Here is a 20896-nt window from a genome sequence, read left to right as displayed (position 1 = left end):
TATTCAAAAGATCAACAATGAAAAAATTTCTATTTTTATCGCTGATGCTGCTGGGAATAGCAGCAATGGCGCAGCAGAATTCACCGCAGCCTGTCGACCCGAACGTTCGTAAAGGCACGTTGGAGAACGGGCTCACCTACTACATCCGTCAGAACAAGCTTCCTGAAAACCGGGCAGATTTCTATATCGCCCAGAAAGTAGGGTCAATGCAGGAGGAGGACAATCAATCGGGACTGGCCCACTTCCTTGAACACATGGCGTTTAACGGAACAAAAAACTTCCCGGGCAAAAACATGCTCAACTACCTGCAAGACAATGGAATAAAATTCGGAACAAATATCAACGCCTACACTTCGTTCGACGAGACTGTCTACTTCCTGACCGATGTACCCACAACCAACAAGAACCTGGTCGACTCGGTGCTGCTGGTCCTGCACGACTGGTCTTGCGGCATTCTGCTGGAGGATGAGGAGATCGAGAAGGAACGGGGTGTAATCCGGGAAGAGTGGCGTACCGGCGGTGGTGCACAGTACCGGTTATGGAAAAAGATGCTTCCCGTCATGTACAAAGACAGCAAATATGCCAACCGGTTACCGATTGGCAGTATCGATGTGATCAACAACTTCAAGCCGGAGGAGATCCGCGCCTATTACAAGAAGTGGTATCGTCCGGATTTGCAAGGAATTGTTGTAGTGGGCGATTTCGATATCGACAAGATGGAGGCCAGGGTCAAGGAGCTTTTCAGCCAGATTCCGGCTCAGGAGAACCCTGCCACCCGCGAATATTACCCGGTTCCCGACAACGATGCACCTATCGTCTCCATCGCTACCGACCCGGAAGCGACACGTACACAACTGATGGTGTTCTACAAGCATGATCCGATTCCTGATGAGATCAAGCTGTCGCAGGCCGGTCTTGTGCTGAATTACATCAAGGCGGCTGCAACAAGCATGATCAATGAGAGGTTCCAGGAGATGATACAGAAACCGGACGCACCTTTCACTTCAGCCTACGCATATGACGACGATTACTTTGTGGCAAAGACCAAAGATGCCTGGACGGTTGCCGGCAGCTCTGCCGACAACAAGATCAAGGATGCAGTTGCCGCAATGATCCGTGAAACTGAACGGGTAAAACGGTTCGGATTTACCGAATCCGAATACGAACGTGCCCGGACCAATATCCTGAAGCAATACGAGAACAGCTTCAACAACCGCGACAAGGAGCGGAACAGCCACTATTCGCAGAGATATGTGAACAGCTTCATCAACAACGAACCTATTCCGGGCATCGAGTATGAGTACAACATGATGAACATGATTGCACCCAACATCCCGGTTGAGGCCATCAATCAGACCGTTGCCCAGTTGATCGGCGACAAGAATATTGTCATTTCAGTATCGGGACCGGAAAAGGAGGGGTTGCTCTATCCTACTGAAGAGGAGCTGATCGAAGTGATCAACCGGGTGAAGGGAGAGGAGATTGAAGCCTACGTAGAGGAGGTATCGAATGAGCCTCTTATTGCGGAGCCACCCACACCGGGCAGGATTACCAGAATTACCAGGGACGAGAAACTGGGTGCTACCGTCTGGACACTTCAGAACGGCATGAAGGTGATCCTGAAATCGACCGATTTCAAGGACGATCAGATAGTGATGACCGGAACCAGTGCCGGCGGATACTCCCACTTTGCTGTTCAGGACCCCATCAACTCCCGGATGATGAATAACGTCATCACGTTGGGCGGGGTGGGCAATTTCAGCGCAACTCACCTGAGGAAGGCTCTTGCCGGGAAAACAGCATCAGCACGTCCGAGTGTTACGCTGACCACGCAAAACTTCAACGGTTCATCCTCCATCAAGGATTTTGAAACGATGTTGCAGCTGGTCTACCTCTATTTTACTGCCCCACGCAGTGATGACGACGCTTTCCAGTCGTTCCTGCAACGCATCGAGACGCAATTGAAGAACCAGGAGGCAGACCCGATGGTCGCTTTCAGCGACGCAGTCACAAAATCGATCTACGGTGAAAACCCGCTGACAAAGCGGGTCAAGGTGGAGGATCTTGCAAAGATCGACTACAAACGGATCATGGAGATGTACAAGGAGCTCTTCCGCAATCCGGGCAGTTTCGTCTTCACCTTTGTCGGCAACATCGATGAAGCCAAGGTCAAACCGGTGATCGAACAATACCTTGCATCGCTTCCCGGTAAAGCTGAAAAAGGGGAGTTTGTCCCTGTACCGATGGATTTCGTGAAAGGAAAAACGGACAACAAGTTCCAGCGCGAGATGCAGAACCCCAAAGCATCGGTCTTCATCGGCGCCTCCGGCAAGCTGGAGCGGAATCAGAAAAACATCCTGTTGATGAGCATTTTCGACCAGATCCTCGATATCGTTTATACCGAAAAGATCCGTGAAGATGAGGGAGGAACTTACAGTGTCTATACACAGGGCGGCATCTCCCGCTATCCCAAGGGACAGAGCACGCTACAGATCATTTACGATACCGATCCCGCCAGGATGGAGAATCTCAACGCCATAATTCACCGCGAGCTGAAGTCGATCGCCGAGAATGGTCCCCGTACGGAGGATTTCAACAAGGTGAAAGAGTATATGGTGAAGCAGCATAATGAAAACCTGAAAGAGAACAGATACTGGATGAATGTGCTCAATGCCAACTATTTCTATGGAGAGGACAATCACTCCAACTACCTGAACCTGCTCAACGCCATTACGGCAGACGATGTGAAGAACTTTGTAAAGGAGTTCCTCTCACAGGGCAACGAAGCGGTGGTGGTGATGCTGCCGAAGGAATAAACGGCCACAAAGGTTAACATCGATATCTTATTCGTCCGGCCGTTTCGAAACAGCCGGACGATTTTTTTATCTCTTCCACTTCAACCGCAGGCTGTTGCCGACCACGCTCACACTGCTGAGTGCCATGGCAGCGCCGGCAATCATGGGGTTGAGCAGAAAACCGTTGAAGGGGTAAAGAATTCCTGCAGCAACCGGAATGCCTATCAGGTTGTAGACGAATGCCCAGAACAGGTTCTGCCGGATCGTCATGACCGTTTGTCGCGACAGGCGTATCGCCTGGGGTATCTTGATCAGATCGGAGGATACGATGGTCATCTTTGCCACATCCATCGCGATATCGCTCCCCCGCCCCATCGCAATACTCACATCAGCCTGTGCTAGGGCTGTACTGTCGTTGATGCCGTCGCCCACCATGGCTACCACCTTTCCCTGTTGTTGCAATTGTTTCACAAATTCCGACTTTTCATGCGGTAACATCTCAGCCTGGAAATGGCCGATACCGGCCTGCTGGGCTACCGCTCCAGCCGTATTCAGGTTATCGCCCGTAAGCATGTAGAGTTCTACCCCCATCGCCCTCAACTGTGTAACAGCATTCGCCGACGATGGTTTTATCTTGTCGGAGATGGCCAACAGGGCCAGCACCTTCCGGCTGTCCGAGAACCAGATAACCGTTTTTGCAGATCTGCTCCACCTCTCGGCCTTCTCCTCCAGCCCAACCGGCACGGGAATCCCATTTTCGCTCAACAGTTTCCGACTCCCTGCCAGATAGGTCTCGCCACCGTAGAGACCAGACACCCCCTTTCCGGTAATGCTTCTGAAACCGGTAACGGCTTTCGGCGGTTCACCAGAGAGATGTTCGGCAATAGCCTCAGCCAACGGGTGTTCCGATTGCTGTTCCAGACTGGCCAGCAGCGGCTTGACCGTCTCGTCGAGCCACAGCTCGTCCGTCACCTGCGGCTTGCCCTCAGTTACTGTTCCGGTCTTGTCAAGGACAACTGCATTCACTTTATGCGACAACTCAAGGCTCTCTGCGTCTTTTATCAGGATACCCTTTTCGGCTCCTTTACCCACGCCTACCATGATGGCTGTGGGCGTAGCCAGACCCAGGGCACAGGGACAGGCAATGACCAGTACGGTGACAAATGAGAGTAATGCGTGAGTAAGCCCGTTCTCGTTCCCCGATAGCAGCCAGACAACAGCCGAAAGCAACGCAACCGCGATAACCACCGGCACAAAGATCCCGGCAATCTTGTCCACCAGCTTCTGAACAGGTGCCTTGCTGCCTTGCGCATCCTCCACCCGCTGGATGATCTGGGCAAGCAACGTCTCTTTCCCTACCTTGTCGGCCCGAAACCTGAAGCTTCCCTTTTGATTGATGGTACCGGCATATACCCGTTCACCGGGCTCCTTGCGGACAGCCATCGGTTCACCGCTCAGCATACTCTCATCCACAAACGACTCACCTGAAATTACAGTACCGTCTACAGCTATCTTCTCTCCCGGTTTTACCACCACCAGGTCGCCTGCCACCAGCTCTCCGACCGGAATCTCCGACAGCTCATCACCGTTTCTCAACACGGTCACCCGTTTCGGTTGCAATCCCATCAATTTTTTCAATGCCGAGGAGGTATTTCCCTTCGCCTTCTCTTCCAATAACCGACCCAGCAGAATAAATGCGATGATAACGGCAGCCGCCTCGAAATAGAGATGGGCTTCCACTCCCCGACGCTCCCAAAATTGAGGGAAAAGCAGGTTGAACAGGCTGAAAAGGTAGGCAGTGCCTGTACTTAATGCTACAAGTGTATCCATGTTGGCAGACCGCTGTCCGAGTTGCTTCCAGCCGTTAATGAAGAACTCCCTCCCCAGCCAGAAGACCACGGGAGTTGTAAATAGCCACATGACAAGACCTGCATGGGGCATCTGCATGAAAAACATCCCGATCACCACCACCGGCAGGGCAAGCAACAGTGCCCAGATACTCTTCCGCTTCAAGGCGCTGTACTTCTCCCGGTGCATCGTCTCGAGCCTGTCGGGCTGAGCCTCATCTTCGACCATCAGGTCGTACCCGATAGAGCGGACCGCCTGCTGTATTGCAGCCAGATCAATCTTGTCGGGCTGATACTCCAGTGTCACGGTAGCATTTGCAAAATTTACCGCCGCATAATTTACCCCTTCGAGTGATTTAATCTTGTTCTCCACGCTTACGGCGCAACCGGCGCAACCCATCTGTAACACGGGAAAACGTCTTTTGACGGAAGGAACAGTAGAAATAGCCATAGTTGCATCTTTTCGTTACAATGCAAAAATAGCGGTAAATGTTCGGAAAAATGTTATGGATTTTTGGAACAGATTTGTAAGATTTATATTTTGTCGAGCGGCTTCCGTTTTACCTCTCCGATCCGTTTGAAATGACTGGGGGTAAGGCCGGTCACTCTCCTGAACTGGTTGCTCAGATAGGCAACACTCGAATAGTTCAAACGGTAGGCGATCTCGCTCAGGGTGAGTTCGTCGTATACCAGCAACTCTTTGACCTTCTCGATTCTTTGTGCAATGAAATATTTCTCAATGGTGGTCCCCTCTACCTCCGAAAAGAGGTTGGAAAGATAACTGTAATCATATGCCAGTTCACTGCTGAGCAGGTCGGAAAGGTTGGTGCGCATCTGCCCCTCCTTGTGATGAACCAGGTCGATGATTATACCCTTGATCCTCTCTATGATACGACTTTTCCGGTCGTCGATCAGATCAAAACCCAGCGAGATCATCCGCTCCCTTACCCTCTCCTTTTCCGCTGCCGAGAGCTCCCCCTCCAGCCAGACCTCTCCCAGCTTGACCTCCTTCACGTCAAATCCAAGCTGCTCCATCTCGTTGCGTACAACCATCACGCAGCGGTTGCAGACCATATTTTTGATATGGAGTCTCACTTCAAAGGTTCCGGTTCATGTCTGTAGTTGAAGAAAATCATGAACAACAGGGCAATCAGCACCGAGTAGCCAGCGAAGAGATACCATGAGTGGGGCCACCCAACCAGGTCCACAACTTTTCCTGCAGCATAGGAGCCGACAAAGGCCCCAAACCCGTTGGTCATGATCATGAATACTCCTTGGGCGCTCGACCGGATAGCGGGCTCTGTAACCTTTTCGACATACAACGAGCCCGAGATGTTGAAGAAATCGAAAGCTACACCGTAGATCAGCATCGAAAGAACCAGCATCCAGACGCCGCCTCCCGGGTCTCCAGCACCCAACAGACCGAACCTCAACACCCAGGCAAACATGCTGATCAGCATTACGGTCTTGATGCCGTACCGCTTCAGGAAGAACGGGATGAGCAATATACAGAGTGTCTCCGACATCTGCGAAAGTGATATGAGAATGTTGGCATGCTCCACACCAAAGGTTCCTGCAAATTCCTCTATGTTCCCAAAATGGTTGGTCAGGTAATCGTTGGCAAAAGCATTGGTGATCTGCAAGGCGATACCCAGACACATGGAGAAAATAAAGAATGTGGCCATCTGACGGTGTCTAAACAGGGCAAAGGCGCGCAATCCCAGGCGGTCGACAAGTGACGACCTGTCGGCACTGCGGTTCACCTCGCAGTTGGGCAGGGTGAAGGCGTAGAGTCCGAGAATCAAGGAGAGCAGTGCCGAAAAGTAGAGTTGGTAAGATGTTTTGGAGAGCTGCACCCCGTCGATCCGGATCAGGTCGACAGCGATCATCGAAACGATAAATCCCACGGTTCCCCAAACCCGGATGGGGGGAAATGTCCTGACGGTATCATACCCCTTCGAACTCAGCGACGTATATGCTACGGAGTTGGACAAGGCGATAGTGGGCATATAGAACATGACCGACAGTAGCACAAAAGTATACAATGGAGCATATTCCGTCTGCGGTGCGGCCAGGAAGAGAAACAGGCCTGCTATCAGGTGGCAGAGGCCCAGCAGTTTCTGCGCCGGAATCCAGCGGTCGGCAATTATACCCATCACCCCCGGCATAAATAGCGATGCAATCCCCATCGTGGCGAAGAAACTTCCTATCTGTACGCCCGAAAACTTCAATCCGCCTCCCAGATAGGCACCCAAAGATATCAGCCATGCACCCCATACGGCGTACTGGAGAAAGTTCATGACGATGAGTCTGATTTTGATGTTCATGTTATCGTTATGTAGTTTAAAAAGTTATTCAATGATGATGATTACCGTTTCAGCCAAGGAGCCGGATCCAGTTTGGTAGTTTTCTGCCACAATTGAAAATGCATGGTAGCCACTCCCGTATCCGGATCGGTAAAAATTCTTCCCAGGTGATCGCCTGCTTTCAACTTATCGCCAGGCTTCACGAACAGGTCGTAAATGTTGCCATAGAAGGTGTAGTAATCGCCGTGACGTACAATCACACAGGTGTTGTAGCCGGGAACAGAGAAGACTTTCGACACCTCTCCTTCAAACACTGTACGGATAGCCGCCCCTTGTTGTGCCTGTATATCGATTCCGTTGCTGTTGGTGGTAATGTTCCACTCGCTATGTTTCCGTTGACCGAAACTGCCAACAATAGAGGCCGTACCTGTAACAGGCATCGGCAATTTTCCCCGATTGGCAATAAAGTTCCGGGAAAGGTTGAATGTCTCGTCAGCGGCAGCTGCCTTCTCAATCTTTGGTTCAGGTTGTTTGGCAACCGGTTTGGCAGGCTTGGCGGCTGTTTCCCGTGAAGTGGACTCCTTTCCCGTTTCACGACGTGCACGGGCAGCGGCAGCATCGGCCTCCCGCTTACGTCTGGCTTCCGCCTCCCGTTCCTGACGGGCTACCTCTTCGGCAATCAGTTTCTCTATCTGTAGATCCAGTTTGCGCGCCTGTTGCTGTTTATCCTGAAGAATCTTCTGCAGTTCCCGCTGTTTTCCCTTTGTCGTTGCCATTTCCGATTGACGAAGCTGCTCCTCTTTCTGTAGACGCATCTGCTCGGCCTTGAGGGAATCCAGCACTGCCTGCTTACTGGAGCGGGCTTTGGCCAATTCATCTTTTCTGGCACCCAACAGGAGGTTCTGCTGCTTGATCTCTTCAGCTTGACTCCTTCTCCACCTGGAGTAATCACGCAGATACTGCATCCTGCGCAACGACTCGCCAAACGATTTTCCTGAAAGGACAAAGAAGATCTCGTTCTGCCTGTAGCGGCTGGCCTGCATTACACGAATCGCTTTTGCATAGCTCTCCTGCTTCTCTTTCAACTCCTCGTTCAACCGCCTGATCTCCAATTCCAGTCTCGACTGCTCTTTCTCCAGGGCTGCAATCTCCTGATGCTGCAGTCTCATCATCTCTTTCCGGGCAGCAATCTGTTTATTGATAAGATTGATACGCTGAAGGATTGTCGTGGCTTCCTTCTTTACATCGAGAAAGAGCTTGTTGGTATTCCTGATCTCCTCCTGAAGCAGCTTCTGCTGTCTCTGAAGCTGGTCGATCTGCGGAGTTTGTGAAAAGAGGCCAGAAGCAAACACCACGAATAATCCTATCGCAACCGTTTTTTTCATCGATTGGCTGTCAACATTTTAATTACATCCGCAAGAGTTGCCCGGGTATAACTTCCGGGAACTGATATCTGGAGAGTGAAATCCTCGTCGAGCGTAATGCCTGAAAACTCCAGCCCAACATTCATTTTTCTGTTGGCAGAGACCAACACTATATCCATCTTATGGGGAAAAGGCCGATCGGGCGCCTTCACAAATTCATCATATTTCCAACTCATCGAATAGTTCTTTTCCGGTTCCATCAGGTATGCCAGTGCAACACGGTCATTTCCGTCGATCGTGAAACCGTACTCGATTCCCGATCCGTCATCTGCCGATTTCAGCAGATAGTGCATATCGGAAAGCTGACCGGTAGAAAAGTATTCGTAATCCGAGTCAACTAGATCCATCTTTCCCGAAATAAACACCCGATTGGTCAACAGCGATTGCAGCGTATGGAAATCGAAACCGACGGGATAGATCCTCCTCACATCCCCGATTGCCTCTTTCACATATCGCTTGTTCATCCTGTCCAGCAAAACTATGGTGTCTCGATCGGCATATAGCCGTATCATCTCTACTCCAAACAACGGCTGAATGGATAGCTGTATCGCCTTGTCTTTCACAATCTTCAGGTTCGCCTTGGAGCTCAGCGATCTGGTTCCCGATGAGAGCACCAGGTTGAGTTTCGATGAAAATGTGCTGAAAATAAATTGATTTTCCAAAATATCGGCAAAGAGATCCACATCCACCTTCTCTTCAACCGGCGCAGCGGCTACAATCCTCTTTTTGGCCCTGCACGAATGCAGGCCAACCACAACAACTAACAATCCGAGCAGAAAAATGATCGCTTTTCTGTAGTTCATTTCCGTATATACTCCTTCTTTCTGATTTTTTCGTTCAATGTTCTGGAATCGCTCCCCATCTCACGGGCTCTCTTCCATTGTTCCACCGCCTTGTCGATATCTCCTGTCACGGCAAGGACATCGCCATAATGTTCGAAAACTTCTGCCGAAAGCTCATCTTTCCCGTATTCAATCGCTTTTTCGATATAGATTTTCGCCATGGTATAGGCACCCTGCTCAAAGAGAATCCAACCGTAGGTATCGAGATAGGTGGGATTTGTGGGCTCAGCCTTGATGGTGATCCCGCTCATCTGTTCAGCCTTGTCCAGGTTCTTCCTTTCCAGCGACAGGTAATAACTGTAATTATTCAACACCGGCAGGTTTTGCGGGTTCAGCTTCAGCGCCTTTTCATAATTTTCGTAAGCGGCCTCGTTGTTCTTCAGGAAATGATGGATATCGCCAATCTGTCCGTAAAAGTCCGATTCAAGCATTGGGCTTTGAAATTCGGCACTCTCCAGACCCTGCTCATATGCGGCCAATGCCTCCTTGTATCTCTTCTGCTGGAACTTGGCCAATCCCAAGTAGAAGTAGAACTGCGGGGCGGTGGGTATGTTTTCTATCCCCGCCAGGGTAATCTCAACCACCTTATCGAGGGCAAGCGTGTCGGGCAGGACAATCCGTAGCATCTGCTCGTATCCCGCAGGATCGGCAGGATTCTCCCGGGTGTAGATCTCGAACTGCTTCATCGCCTCCTCCTTGTTTCCCTGCAACAGCAACAGGTCGCCATACATCATGTTGATGCGGGTATTGTTGGGATGCTGCTCGAACAATTTCTGGAAGAGCGGATTGGCTGCCACGATATCCTGTTGATTCTGACGCAGTATGTTGATGTAGCGTGCCAACAGCTGAAGTTTCGTATCCACCTCCATCTTGCTGCTGGTGATCGCTTTCTGCAACTCCTCCACGGCTGCCGACTTGTTGTTGATCTTTTCGTAGTAATTCACCATGGAGAGAATCAGTGAAGGCTCATCGGGATCGATATGTGATGCCTGGATATAGTATTCCAGTGCCCTCTCCGGCTGATTATCCTGCAGGTAGAGATCCCCCATGATAAGCTTGTAGCGGATGTTATCCGGATTCTTCTCAATCACCGACCGGATCTCGTCGAATGCCTTCTCCTTCTGGTCCATCATGTTATACAGACGGAACTTATTGAAGGTTATGCCATCCGAAACCCCGGTATATTTCTGCAGCGAGTCGAGCGACTGGATCGCTTTCTCCAGATCACCGTTATCGCCGTATGCGTTGGCGAGGTCAAAGTAGAGTTCCACCTTCTCGGGATAACTCTTCAGCAGATGGGTATATATTTCGATAACCTCCTCCTTCAAGTCAAGCTCTTTGCAGACCCCTCCAAGAATCATGTTGTAGTAATAGTTTGCCGGATCATACTTTACAGCTTTCCGGAAAAAATCCAACGCCCTTTTTTTCTCCTCCAGGCTGCTGTAGTAAGCCCCCAGTTCCACCAGAACCGAGGCGTTGGTGGAGTCGATCGAATAACAGTGCTGGAGCAGATCGAACGACTCGGCATACTTTCCCTGAGTTTTGGCATTGACCGCTTCGTAAAAGTAGTAGTCGAACTTTCTCCGGGTAGCCTCGTCCAGGATCAGGCCCACTTCCTGCGAAAAGAGTTTGCACGGAAAAAGCAGGAGCAGTACGATGATGCTGCTTGTATATCTGTTGTATTTCATTATTCTCGATGTGATTTATTTCCTCCCTGTGTGTCCAAAACCACCGGCACCCCTCTCCGTCTCATCCAGGTCGTCCACCTGTTGCCATTCCACCCGGGCATGCTGTGCAATCACCATCTGACAGATACGTTCACCGTCGCTGATAACGAAGTCTTCATCCGACAGGTTGACCAAAACCACACGTATCTCTCCACGGTAATCGGCATCGATCGTCCCTGGGGAATTGACGATGGAGATACCATGTTTAACTGCCAGACCACTCCTGGGTCGGATCTGGGCTTCATACCCTTCCGGAAGCTGTATATGGATCCCGGTAGGAATCAGTGCCCTTTGCAACGGCTTCAAGGTGACCGGACCGTCGATATCGGCCCGTAAATCCATGCCGGCAGAAAGGGCCGTAGCATATTCTGGCAGTGGATGTTTCGATTTATTGACAATTTTTACCTGCATAGTATCCTAAAGAGTAGACCACAATAAAGGGTTTTGTTTAAATCTGCGAATTTAGTCATTTATACGAAAATATTGATCGATTTGATAAAATTTAAGGGAAACGGAGCAGCTGGAGCAAGTTAATTTTCAAGATAATTGTTTTCATGGAGTGAAAAAATAGATATCTTTGTAACGCTATGAGCCAGCATGACGATTTATTGAAGAATTTACGCCAGACGCTCAGCGAACAAGGGATTGAATCGTTTCACGTACTGGAAGACCTGGTCCCCATTGAAGAACAGATGGAGTATTTCCGCTACTTCGACAGGTTGAGACGGGAAAATGCCCCTTTTGTACGTGATGAAGAGATAGCTATCCTCTTTTCTGCCGACGCAACCATCGAGAGAAAGAAAAAAAGTTTGTTGCGTCTGGCTTCCATTCCGGACGTAGGCGCCTACCGGGCAATCGAAACCTATCACAGCAGCCCGCTTGAGCCGGAACTGGCCAACTGGTCGTCAATGTCACTGATCGGCAGCCGGATAATCTTAAGTTCCGACCTGTCCGGTCAGCAGCAGATCTATGTCTCCTCCGGTCTGGGCGGTCACGAGAAGAAGCTTCGGTTTTTCGCTCTTTTCACCACCATGGACCGCACCCCCTTTACCGATCTGCAAAAGGAGATTGTGGATCGGGAGTTCCGCTTCCAGCTTCAACTGGCAGACGTGGAAATCGAAAAGTTCGAGATGAAAGAGAACTATTTCACACTACTGATGCTCTTCCCGCTGGACTCTGACGTACGCTCATGCATCAACGCCGCTGTAAGCGAAATAAACCAATACGGCAATTTCCTCGACCCGAAATTTCTGTTTACCAACGTGAAGATACTCTCGGAAAGCGAGATAAGGCAGTTGCTGGAGAAAAAATAACCAACCGGTAGCGGTGGGGATTATTGTCGCACCGAGATATGAAATTGTTGTTTACCAAAAGATCCATGCTGTTGCTCGTTGCGACAGCCATCTGCAAGCTTTGCTTGGCACAGGAGGTGTCATTCGTCCCTCCGGTATTCAACTATACAACCCATAACTACAGGGCAGGCAACCAGAACTGGGCAGTCGCACAGGGGCGCGACCGGGTGATCTATGTTGGCAATGAACATGGACTGCTCAGTTTCGACGGGGTGAACTGGCAACTGAATCCGCTACCCAACCATCTGTCGGTCAAGTCACTCTTTATCGATCACACCTCACCCGAGGAGAGGATATATGTGGGCTCATTCGAAGAGTTCGGCTACTTTCAGAAGAACGGGAAGAATGAACTTTGCTACCACTCGCTCAAACCGCTGATCAGGGAGTTCACACTCTACAACGACGAGGTCTGGACAATTCACAAGTTGGGAAGTAAGCTCTTCTTCCAGACCTTCTCCTCCTATTTCGTCTACGACGAATCGGACAATACGCTAAAGACAGAAAAACCTTTTCCCGCACCTCTCTACTTTTTCAAGGCTGGCGAAGAGCTCTACGCCCAGTTTATCGACGACCACTTTTATCGCTACGACGGTAAGCAGTTCCAACTGCTGCTGACCAGGGAGCGGCTCAATAACGACCATGTGGTGTCGGTGCTGCTGTTCAACAACATCCTGCTGCTGACCACTGAACGGAGCGGAATCTTTAGCCTTGATCCCGCCACCGGCGAGCTGATCCGCCTGGCGACTGAGGTGGATCGTGAACTGCAGAGCGAGACTGTAAACCGGGTCACCCGCCTGTCCGATTCGGTCATGGTAATAGGAACCCTGAAACATGGCCTCTATGCCTTGAGAACCGACGGCACCCTGCTCTGGCAGCTCAATCGGAACAATGGCCTCTACAACAACACCATACTGGGCCTATTTACCGACGACGACAGCAATCTTTGGGCTGCACTCGACAACGGGATATCGCACATCCGCACCCATTCGCCTCTCTCCTTCTTCGAACCGAAAAATATCCATATCGGGATGGTGGAGGATATCCTCATACGGCAGGAGGAGCTCTACCTGGCTACCAACCAGGGGATCTACACATATGACAACCAGCGGCAGGGGATGTCGCAGCTGCCCGATTTCAATATCCAGTCGTGGTTCATCCGGGAATTCGACAACCAGATCATTACCGGCAACAATAGCGGAACCGCCTTTGTGGTGAACAACCGGAAAAAGGAGCTCCCCGAGACGGGAACCGGTGGTACCGACATCCGGGCGATGCGGGTCCACAACCGGGAGATCCTGCTGGAGTCTACCTATACCTCACTTCAGGTTTATCTGCGCAACAGCTCCGGCCAATGGAGCTACAGCCATAAAGTGGAGGACTTCTTCGACCTGATCAACCAGGTGGAGCTGGATCATGCCGGCAACATCTGGGCGGGTCACATGTACAAGGGGGTCTACCGGCTGAGGCTCGACGAGGCGCTACGCAAAGTGGTCCAGCAGGAGTTTTTTACGAGACTCGACAGTACTGCTGAGGCAACACGCCCTATCCGCACCATGAAACTGATGGGGCGGATGGTATTTACCGATGGCGCCGCCTTTTATACCTACGACGATATCGCCCAGCAGATTGTCCCGTTTGGGATCCTGAACCGGGAACTGCCTCAACTGACCGATACCAGGAGCATCGTGTCGATCAACGATACCGCATTCTGGTTCTTGCGGCCGGAGGAGTATACCCTGGTAAAGTTCAGTGGTGGGGAGTACCGTATCGCCGACAGGATCCCGTTTGCCATCCTGAACAATCCCCCCAACGCCGGACGGGGCAACATATTCGTGAAGGAGCACCGCCTCTCCTACTTCTGCCTCAACGGAGGTATCGGTCGCTATGACCACTCCTACCGGCCCCGGAGCAACCCGCCCAGACTGGAGCTGTACCGGATCGAGAGTTACAACCGCAACAGCGATACAATAAGGCTGTTGCCGGTGAATGGCCGGAACGTGATCGGCTTCTCCGAAAACAACCTCGCCTTCACCTTCCGTTACCCCGATTTCAGCTACAAACGGTTCACCGTGGAGTGTTTTCTGGAGAGTTACGACAACCGCTGGAGAACAACCTCCACCGATCTGACCATCACTTATCCCAACCTGCCGGCCAACACCTACCAGCTGCACGCCAGGGTGCTGAACGATATGGGTGAGGTGCTCTCCACCCTCAACGTCGATTTCGAGATCAGGAATCCCTGGTACAAGAGCACATTTGCCCTGCTGGTCTACTTCGTAATGGTAGGACTATTGATTGCCTTCCTGATCCGCGAGTATATCCGGATGGTTATCCGGCGCAAGAACAAACTGTTTGCCCAACAGGAGAAGGAGCGACTGGCGCAGCTGGATCGCCAGGAGAAGCTGATCGCCGAAATGAAGAGCGAGAAGCTACGGAACGAACTGATCTACAAAAGCAAGGAGCTGGCCAGTGCTACGCTGATGGTTATCAACCACCAGGAGCTGCTCAACCAGCTGAAAAAAGAGATACTTGAGCATGTCAGGTCTGGAAAATTTTCCCGGGCCGGCGGTATCAGCCTCATCAAAATGATCGACAGCAATCTCCCGGACGAGGATGAATGGGCTATATTCCAGGAGAATTTCGACCTGATCCACGAAAGTTTCTTCCGTAAACTGACCGAACGGTATCCCGAACTGACACCGGGCGACCTCCGGCTCTGCGCGCTGCTCCGTCTCAACTATACATCCAAGGAGATTGCCAAGATGCTTAACCTGACCCTGCGCGGCGTGGAGGCGGCCCGCTACCGTCTACGCAAGAAACTGAACCTCGAGGAGGAGGAGAATCTGGTCTCATTCATGATCAATTTCACTTGAGCAGTTCGTTTTATAGTATCAAGTACACTTATTTATCAATTTTATTTTCTGAATTTTATCCATCATTAAAGTAGTAGAAAAGTACCCTTTAAAAACATGTTATACAACATGACGTAATTTTAGAGAGGTGTTTTGTAGATGGATTCGCACCCGGATGACATTAATTTGTCATCAAATTCCGACATGTAAACAATTTAAAGCGTTTAATCCATGAATTTAAAAGGAAACTTCACTCTTTTCCTTCTGTTGTTCTGCGCAACGATCTTCGCGCAGCAGCCGGTTACGGTTTCCGGTACGGTGACGGAAGGAACCAGCGGCGATCCGGCCATCGGGGTCACCGTGCTGGTCAAAGGGACCAATCTGGGTACCGTAACGGATATCGATGGAAAATATCTACTGAATAACGTGCCTGCCGAGGCCACCCTTGTCTTCAGCTATATCGGCATGCTTACCGTGGAAGAGCCGCTCAATGGCCGCACCACGGTAGATATGGTGATGCACGAAGATGTGCAGGCGCTGGATGAGGTGGTGGTGATCGGTTACGGAACTGCAAAGAAAAGAGACCTGACCGGGTCGATTGTGAGCGTCAGTGCCGATCAGATCGCAGACCGCCCATCGGCCAACCCGCTGGCGTCGCTCCAGGGGAAGGTTGCAGGGGTTCAGATCGTGAATACCGGACGAGCGGGACAGGATCCCGAGATCCGTATCAGGGGGACAAACTCGATCAACGGATACAAGCCGCTCTACATCGTGGATGGACTCTTTTCCGACAATATCGGCCATATCAACCCGTCTGATGTGGAATCGATGGAGATACTCAAGGACCCCTCATCGCTCGCCATATTTGGGGTACGGGGTGCAAACGGGGTGATCATCATCACCACAAAAAAGGCAAAAATGGGGCAAACCATCGTCAATCTGAACAGCTCTTTCGGCGTGAAAGAGATCTACGACAGGGTTGACCTGACAACGGCAGCCCAATTCAGGGAACTGTATGATGAGCAGAGGAGGAATCAGGGAGCCCAGCCCTACGACTACACCCGTTGGAATGCCGATACCGACTGGCAGGATGAGATGTTCCGATCTGCTTTCATTACAAACAACAATATCAGCATTACCGGGTCCACCGAACGGAGCCGGTTCTATATGGGATTGGGCTATACGGGTGAAGAGGGTTCCATCCAGACCGAGAAATTCTCAAAAATCACAGTCAACCTCAACAGCGAGTATAATGTTAACGACTACTTGAAATTCGGGTTCCAGGTAAACGGGGCAAAGAGCAAGACTCCCGACGCAAAAGGGGTGGGATCGATCGTCAGGGCAGCTCCCATCACCCCGGTCTTCTACGACTATACCGACCCGGCAACAGGCAAGACAGAACGTCTGCTGCACACCATGCCCGATTTTCAACGTGCCCAACTCTGGAATCCGCTGGTTGAGACCTTTATCCGTGGCAACCACAACCTGGGGGTGAACCACCGTGTTGCGGGGAACATCTACGGCGAGGTGAAATTTCTGGAGCACTTCACCTACAGGACAACGTTGTCGCTCGATTTCGCAATCAACGAAGCACGGGCTTTCTCGCCGGTTGTCTATTTCTACAATCCCGATATTCCGGGCAAGGAAAACGCCCAGGACCGGCAATCCGTATCGCAGTTGAAATCGACAGAGTACGCCGCACAGGGCGATCATATCCTGACCTACCAGGATACATTCGACGATCTCCATTCGTTGACAGTAATGGGCGGGATAACGACCAACTATCGCGAGTTCTCGTTGCTGGAGGGCGACCGTAGCGAGCTGCTGGACAAGATCTACTTCTCGGTACCCAATGACAATCAGGACAAATGGTGGTTGACCTCACTCAATGCCGACGGAGCGAGGAATCAGTATGACAGCAACAAGAATCACCAGTGGAGACGATTTACCATGTCTTACCTTCTGCGCGCGTTGTACAGCTACGACAACCGCTATTTGCTGAACGGTTCATTCCGCCGCGACGGTTCATCGGTATTTCGCGGCGTGGGAAATACGTGGGAGAACTTCTACTCTTTCGGTACCGCATGGGTGGTCTCTGAAGAGGAGTTCATGAAAGGGCAGCACCTTATTGACTACCTGAAGCTCAAGGGATCCTGGGGAGTACTGGGAACTGAAAATACCGGAACAAGCCTCTACCCCACCTATCCTGAACTGACTTCAGTGGGAAGTGCCATATTTGGTCCGAACGAAAACATCATTCCGGGTTACACGAAGATCTACAATGTCCAAGATCTGAAGTGGGAGAAGACCTACTCGTGGGAGGCGGGGGCAGAAATAGCCCTGTTCAACCAGCGGCTGAGGGTCGAACCGGTATACTACAACAAGCGGACTAAAGATATTATTGTACTGCTCGATTCGCGAGGAGGTGCCTTCAACTCGCTGGAGAACCTTGGCGATATTGAAAACAAGGGGTTAGAGCTGACCGCCTCGTGGAGTGACAAGATCGGGGAGTCTGATTTTTCCTACTCGGTAGGGGTCAACCTCACCACCATCAACAACAAGGTTATCTCCCTCGGTAGAGACGAAGGCGATGCCATTTATGAAGGCATGGCAAGAACGGTTGCCGGATACCCCATTGCCTACTTCTACGGCTACCGGGTAAAAGGGGTCTATCAGAACAACGAAGATATCAACCAATCGGAGCCAAACACCCTCTTTGCCGTTAAACCGGGCGACCTGAAGTTTGAGGATGTAAACGGTGACGGGGTGATCGATCAGGACGACCGTACCATGATCGGCAAGCCCACTCCCGACTACACCTATGGTCTGAACATCAACCTGGCCTACAAAGGCTTTGATCTTGGTGTGGACATGATGGGCGTATACGGGAATGAGATATACCGCGACTGGGACACCTCGTCGTTTGCACAGTTCAATTACCTGACCAAACGGATGAAGAGGTGGAACGGCGAGGGAACATCGAACTGGGAACCGATCCTGGATCCCGGCAGGGCTATCAACCGTGCCTATTCGAGTTACTACATCGAGGACGGGAGCTTCTTCCGCCTGCGAAATATCCAGCTGGGGTACACCCTCCCAAAATCTTTACTGGAAAGGATTCACATGAAATCGTTGCGGATATATACCAATGTACAGAACCTGAAGAGCTGGCACAAGAACAGCGGGTATACCCCGGAAATCGGAGGTAGCGCTGTCAGATCGGGGGTTGATGAAGGCACCTATCCGATGCCGGCAATCTATACATTCGGCCTGAACCTGACATTCTGAACAACAAATCACCGGGAGGCAGAGAGGCTTCTCCAACTCAAGGAATCTGCATAGGCCTTACCGGATCAACCAAGATAAAAAACAACTCGTATGAAAAATAGCGTAAAAAAAAGATTAACCGGCTGCATTATGGGATTATTGGCCATTGGGCTGATCGGGTGCAGCGACCTGCTGGATCAGGAGCCGCAGGGAAAATGGGTCGACGGGGATAATCCTGGCGGATCGTTCCAGACAGATGTCTTTTCGCTCTATGCCCGCATGAAAGGGTGGGCAATAACCGGAGGCATTCCTGCACTTGCGGTACACAGCATCCGTAGCGAGGATGTGGAGAAGGGAAGCACCCTTTCCGACGGCGCAGATGTGGCCTCCATGTATGATGATTTCAATTACAATGCCTCTGACGGCAACCTGTCTAGTTACTATTCGGGGAATTATGCCCTCATCCACACGGCGAACACCATCCTGGCCGATATCCGTGAAGCGGAAGAGAGTGGTGTTGAGTTGAGCGAGATTGACCTGGCCTGCAGGGGCGAAGCTTACTTCTTCCGGGCATTTCTCTATTTCAACCTTGTGAGGGCGTTCGGTGAGGTTCCGCTGATCAATTTCAAAATCAATGATGCAGCAGAGACCAACATTCCCAAATCGACAGTTGCAGAGATCTACGCCCAGATCGATGCCGATCTGGATGAAGCGGAGGCCCTGTTGCCTGAACAGTGGGAATCGAGATACCTGGGACGCGTAACCTGGGGTGCTGCCCGTGCCTTGCATGCCAAAACCTATATGCAACGAAACGATTGGAGCAACATGTTAAAGGCTGCAACCGACATCATCCAGTCGGGCCTCTACGACCTCAACACTCCATTCAACAGAATCTTCCGGGAGAGTGGAGAAAATACCAGCGAATCCATTTTCGAACTGCAGTGCACCGCTACCACGGCGCTACCCGGCAGCACCGACATTGGAAGCCAGTATGCACAGATACAGGGAGTAAGAGGTGCCGGAGTGTGGGACCTGGGTTGGGGATGGAACTGTCCAACACCCATATTGGCCGACGCTTTTGAAGAGGGCGACCCGCGAAAGGATGAGACGTTGCTCTATTTCCTGAAGCCGGGAGAAGATCCCAATTCCATCCAGCCCAACTCCCCTTATGGAGAGAAACCGGTGGCCCAGGAGGTAATGAACCGATATTACAACAAGAAAGTATATACTGATCCGGCCAAGCGTGCCCAGTTCAATCGGTTCGGCTACTGGATGAATATCCGCATTATCCGCATGGCAGAGATCTACCTGATTGCTGCCGAGGCCGCCAATGAACTGGGACAGACCGGTGATGCCATGGAGTATCTGGAGATGGTCAGGGCCCGCGCCCGGGGAGGAGACGCTTCGGTTTTACCCAAGGTAACCACCATGAATCAGGCCGAAATGCGAGATGCGATCCGCCACGAAAGAAGAGTTGAACTGGCCATGGAGTGGGACCGCTTCTATGACCTTGTCCGTTGGGGCATTGCCAGGGAGGTACTCCATGCCGCCGGAAAAACGAACTATCAGGATAAACATGCGCTGTTACCTCTGCCACAGGCTGAGGTGGACAAATCTAACGGTGTATTGGTACAAAACCCCGATTATTAACAAAAAAAGATGTTCAAGAGTATGAAAACAAAAAGAGCCCTATACCTAATTCTGCTGTTAACCGTTTTGGGGTTGGGAGCCCACTCCTGTTTCCAGGATCTGGATCAGAATCCTCCTTTCGACTATCCGGAGGAACCTCCCAAGCCGCCCATCAGCGAGGATGGACAACTGTTCCACATGGCGTTTGAAGACAATTTCCGGGATGCAAGCAGTAACAAGGAACTCACGGTAATCGGCACCCCGGGCTTTTCGGAGGGAAAGGTAAACAGAGCCTATTCCGGAGCAACAAACAGCTACCTCACCTTCAGGTTATCCGATATGCCGGCCCAGCTGGGTTCTGCTATCACCGTCGGCTTCTGGTACAAGGTGAACGCCAATCCCGACAGAGCAGGGATCGTTGTGGTCAGCCCGCCATCGGAAGGTGCGCCTGCAAATGCACAGAACAACAGAACCTCCGGTTTTCGGATATTCCGGGAAGATGCCGGAGGAAAACAGCGCATCAAGGCCAACGTAGGTAACGGTACGGCTGACAGCTGGCTCGACGGAGCAGAAAAGGCAGACATCGATCCCGCCATCGCCCCCTGGAAATATATAACACTGGTAATAACCACAGGCAAGGCTCTTTTCTATATCGATGGAGAGGAGGTGGCCTCGACCGACCTGTCCGCAATCAGCTGGGCGGGATGCGACATCTTATCGATCGGATCGGGGGAACCTCGCTTTAACGAATGGGGACATCTGTCGGACAACAGCCTGATAGACGAACTGCGGATCTACAACAGGGCACTGACTGCTGCACAGATCAAGGAGATTATTAATCACGATTCAGAATAG

At 51.2% G+C, this 20896-nt stretch carries 13 protein-coding genes; 6 read left to right on the top strand and 7 right to left on the bottom strand.

Annotated elements, in window-relative coordinates:
* Positions 1-17 precede the first annotated feature (17 nt).
* Positions 18-2816 (top strand): M16 family metallopeptidase, encoded by a 2799-nt coding sequence (locus ING2E5A_RS03005; RefSeq protein WP_071136131.1) that lies wholly within the window; start codon positions 18-20, stop codon positions 2814-2816.
* Positions 2817-2882: 66 nt separating this feature from the next.
* On the opposite strand, the gene ING2E5A_RS03000 is transcribed toward ING2E5A_RS03005, so the two are convergent.
* From ING2E5A_RS03000 to dut, 7 genes are all read right to left on the bottom strand, one after another.
* Complete coding sequence (locus tag ING2E5A_RS03000) at positions 2883-5093, bottom strand: heavy metal translocating P-type ATPase (RefSeq protein ID WP_071136130.1); 2211 nt, start codon at positions 5091-5093, stop codon at positions 2883-2885.
* A gap of 83 nt (positions 5094-5176) precedes the next feature.
* The gene (locus tag ING2E5A_RS02995) at positions 5177-5695 is read right to left on the bottom strand and encodes a helix-turn-helix domain-containing protein (RefSeq protein ID WP_083373401.1); all 519 of its coding nucleotides are present in this window, start codon (positions 5693-5695) and stop codon (positions 5177-5179) included.
* Between the two features lie 38 nt (positions 5696-5733).
* A complete protein-coding gene (locus ING2E5A_RS02990) occupies positions 5734-6969 on the bottom strand; it encodes a nucleoside permease (protein WP_071136129.1) in 1236 nt (411 codons plus the stop codon).
* A gap of 41 nt (positions 6970-7010) precedes the next feature.
* Positions 7011-8333: a murein hydrolase activator EnvC family protein gene (locus tag ING2E5A_RS02985; protein ID WP_071136128.1), complete on the bottom strand. Its 1323-nt coding sequence runs from the start codon at positions 8331-8333 to the stop codon at positions 7011-7013.
* Complete coding sequence (locus tag ING2E5A_RS02980) at positions 8330-9175, bottom strand: DUF4292 domain-containing protein (protein WP_071136127.1); 846 nt, start codon at positions 9173-9175, stop codon at positions 8330-8332. Before ING2E5A_RS02980 ends, ING2E5A_RS02985 begins: the two co-directional genes overlap by 4 nt.
* Positions 9172-10902, bottom strand: coding sequence for a tetratricopeptide repeat protein (locus ING2E5A_RS02975; protein WP_083373162.1), 1731 nt, complete (start codon positions 10900-10902; stop codon positions 9172-9174). The genes ING2E5A_RS02980 and ING2E5A_RS02975 overlap by 4 nt, the downstream gene beginning before the upstream one ends.
* Positions 10903-10917: 15 nt before the next feature.
* Positions 10918-11352, bottom strand: coding sequence for a dUTP diphosphatase (dut, locus tag ING2E5A_RS02970; protein WP_071136125.1), 435 nt, complete (start codon positions 11350-11352; stop codon positions 10918-10920).
* A gap of 176 nt (positions 11353-11528) precedes the next feature.
* On the opposite strand from dut, the gene ING2E5A_RS02965 reads away from it, so the two are divergent.
* From ING2E5A_RS02965 to ING2E5A_RS02945, 5 genes are all read left to right on the top strand, one after another.
* Positions 11529-12254, top strand: a complete 726-nt coding sequence (locus ING2E5A_RS02965; protein ID WP_071136124.1) for a hypothetical protein — start codon at positions 11529-11531, stop codon at positions 12252-12254.
* Between the two features lie 38 nt (positions 12255-12292).
* On the top strand, positions 12293-15166 hold the full coding sequence (locus ING2E5A_RS02960; RefSeq protein WP_083373161.1) for a helix-turn-helix and ligand-binding sensor domain-containing protein: 2874 nt from the start codon (positions 12293-12295) through the stop codon (positions 15164-15166).
* Positions 15167-15376: 210 nt separating this feature from the next.
* Positions 15377-18433: a SusC/RagA family TonB-linked outer membrane protein gene (locus tag ING2E5A_RS02955; RefSeq protein WP_071136123.1), complete on the top strand. Its 3057-nt coding sequence runs from the start codon at positions 15377-15379 to the stop codon at positions 18431-18433.
* Positions 18434-18523: 90 nt separating this feature from the next.
* Complete coding sequence (locus tag ING2E5A_RS02950) at positions 18524-20062, top strand: RagB/SusD family nutrient uptake outer membrane protein (RefSeq protein ID WP_083373160.1); 1539 nt, start codon at positions 18524-18526, stop codon at positions 20060-20062.
* Positions 20063-20083: 21 nt separating this feature from the next.
* Positions 20084-20896 (top strand): LamG domain-containing protein, encoded by an 813-nt coding sequence (locus tag ING2E5A_RS02945; protein WP_161941938.1) that lies wholly within the window; start codon positions 20084-20086, stop codon positions 20894-20896.

It is taken from the genome of Petrimonas mucosa, assembly GCF_900095795.1.
Taxonomy (GTDB): domain Bacteria; phylum Bacteroidota; class Bacteroidia; order Bacteroidales; family Dysgonomonadaceae; genus Petrimonas; species Petrimonas mucosa.
This window is presented reverse-complemented; position numbering and strand designations above follow the sequence as displayed.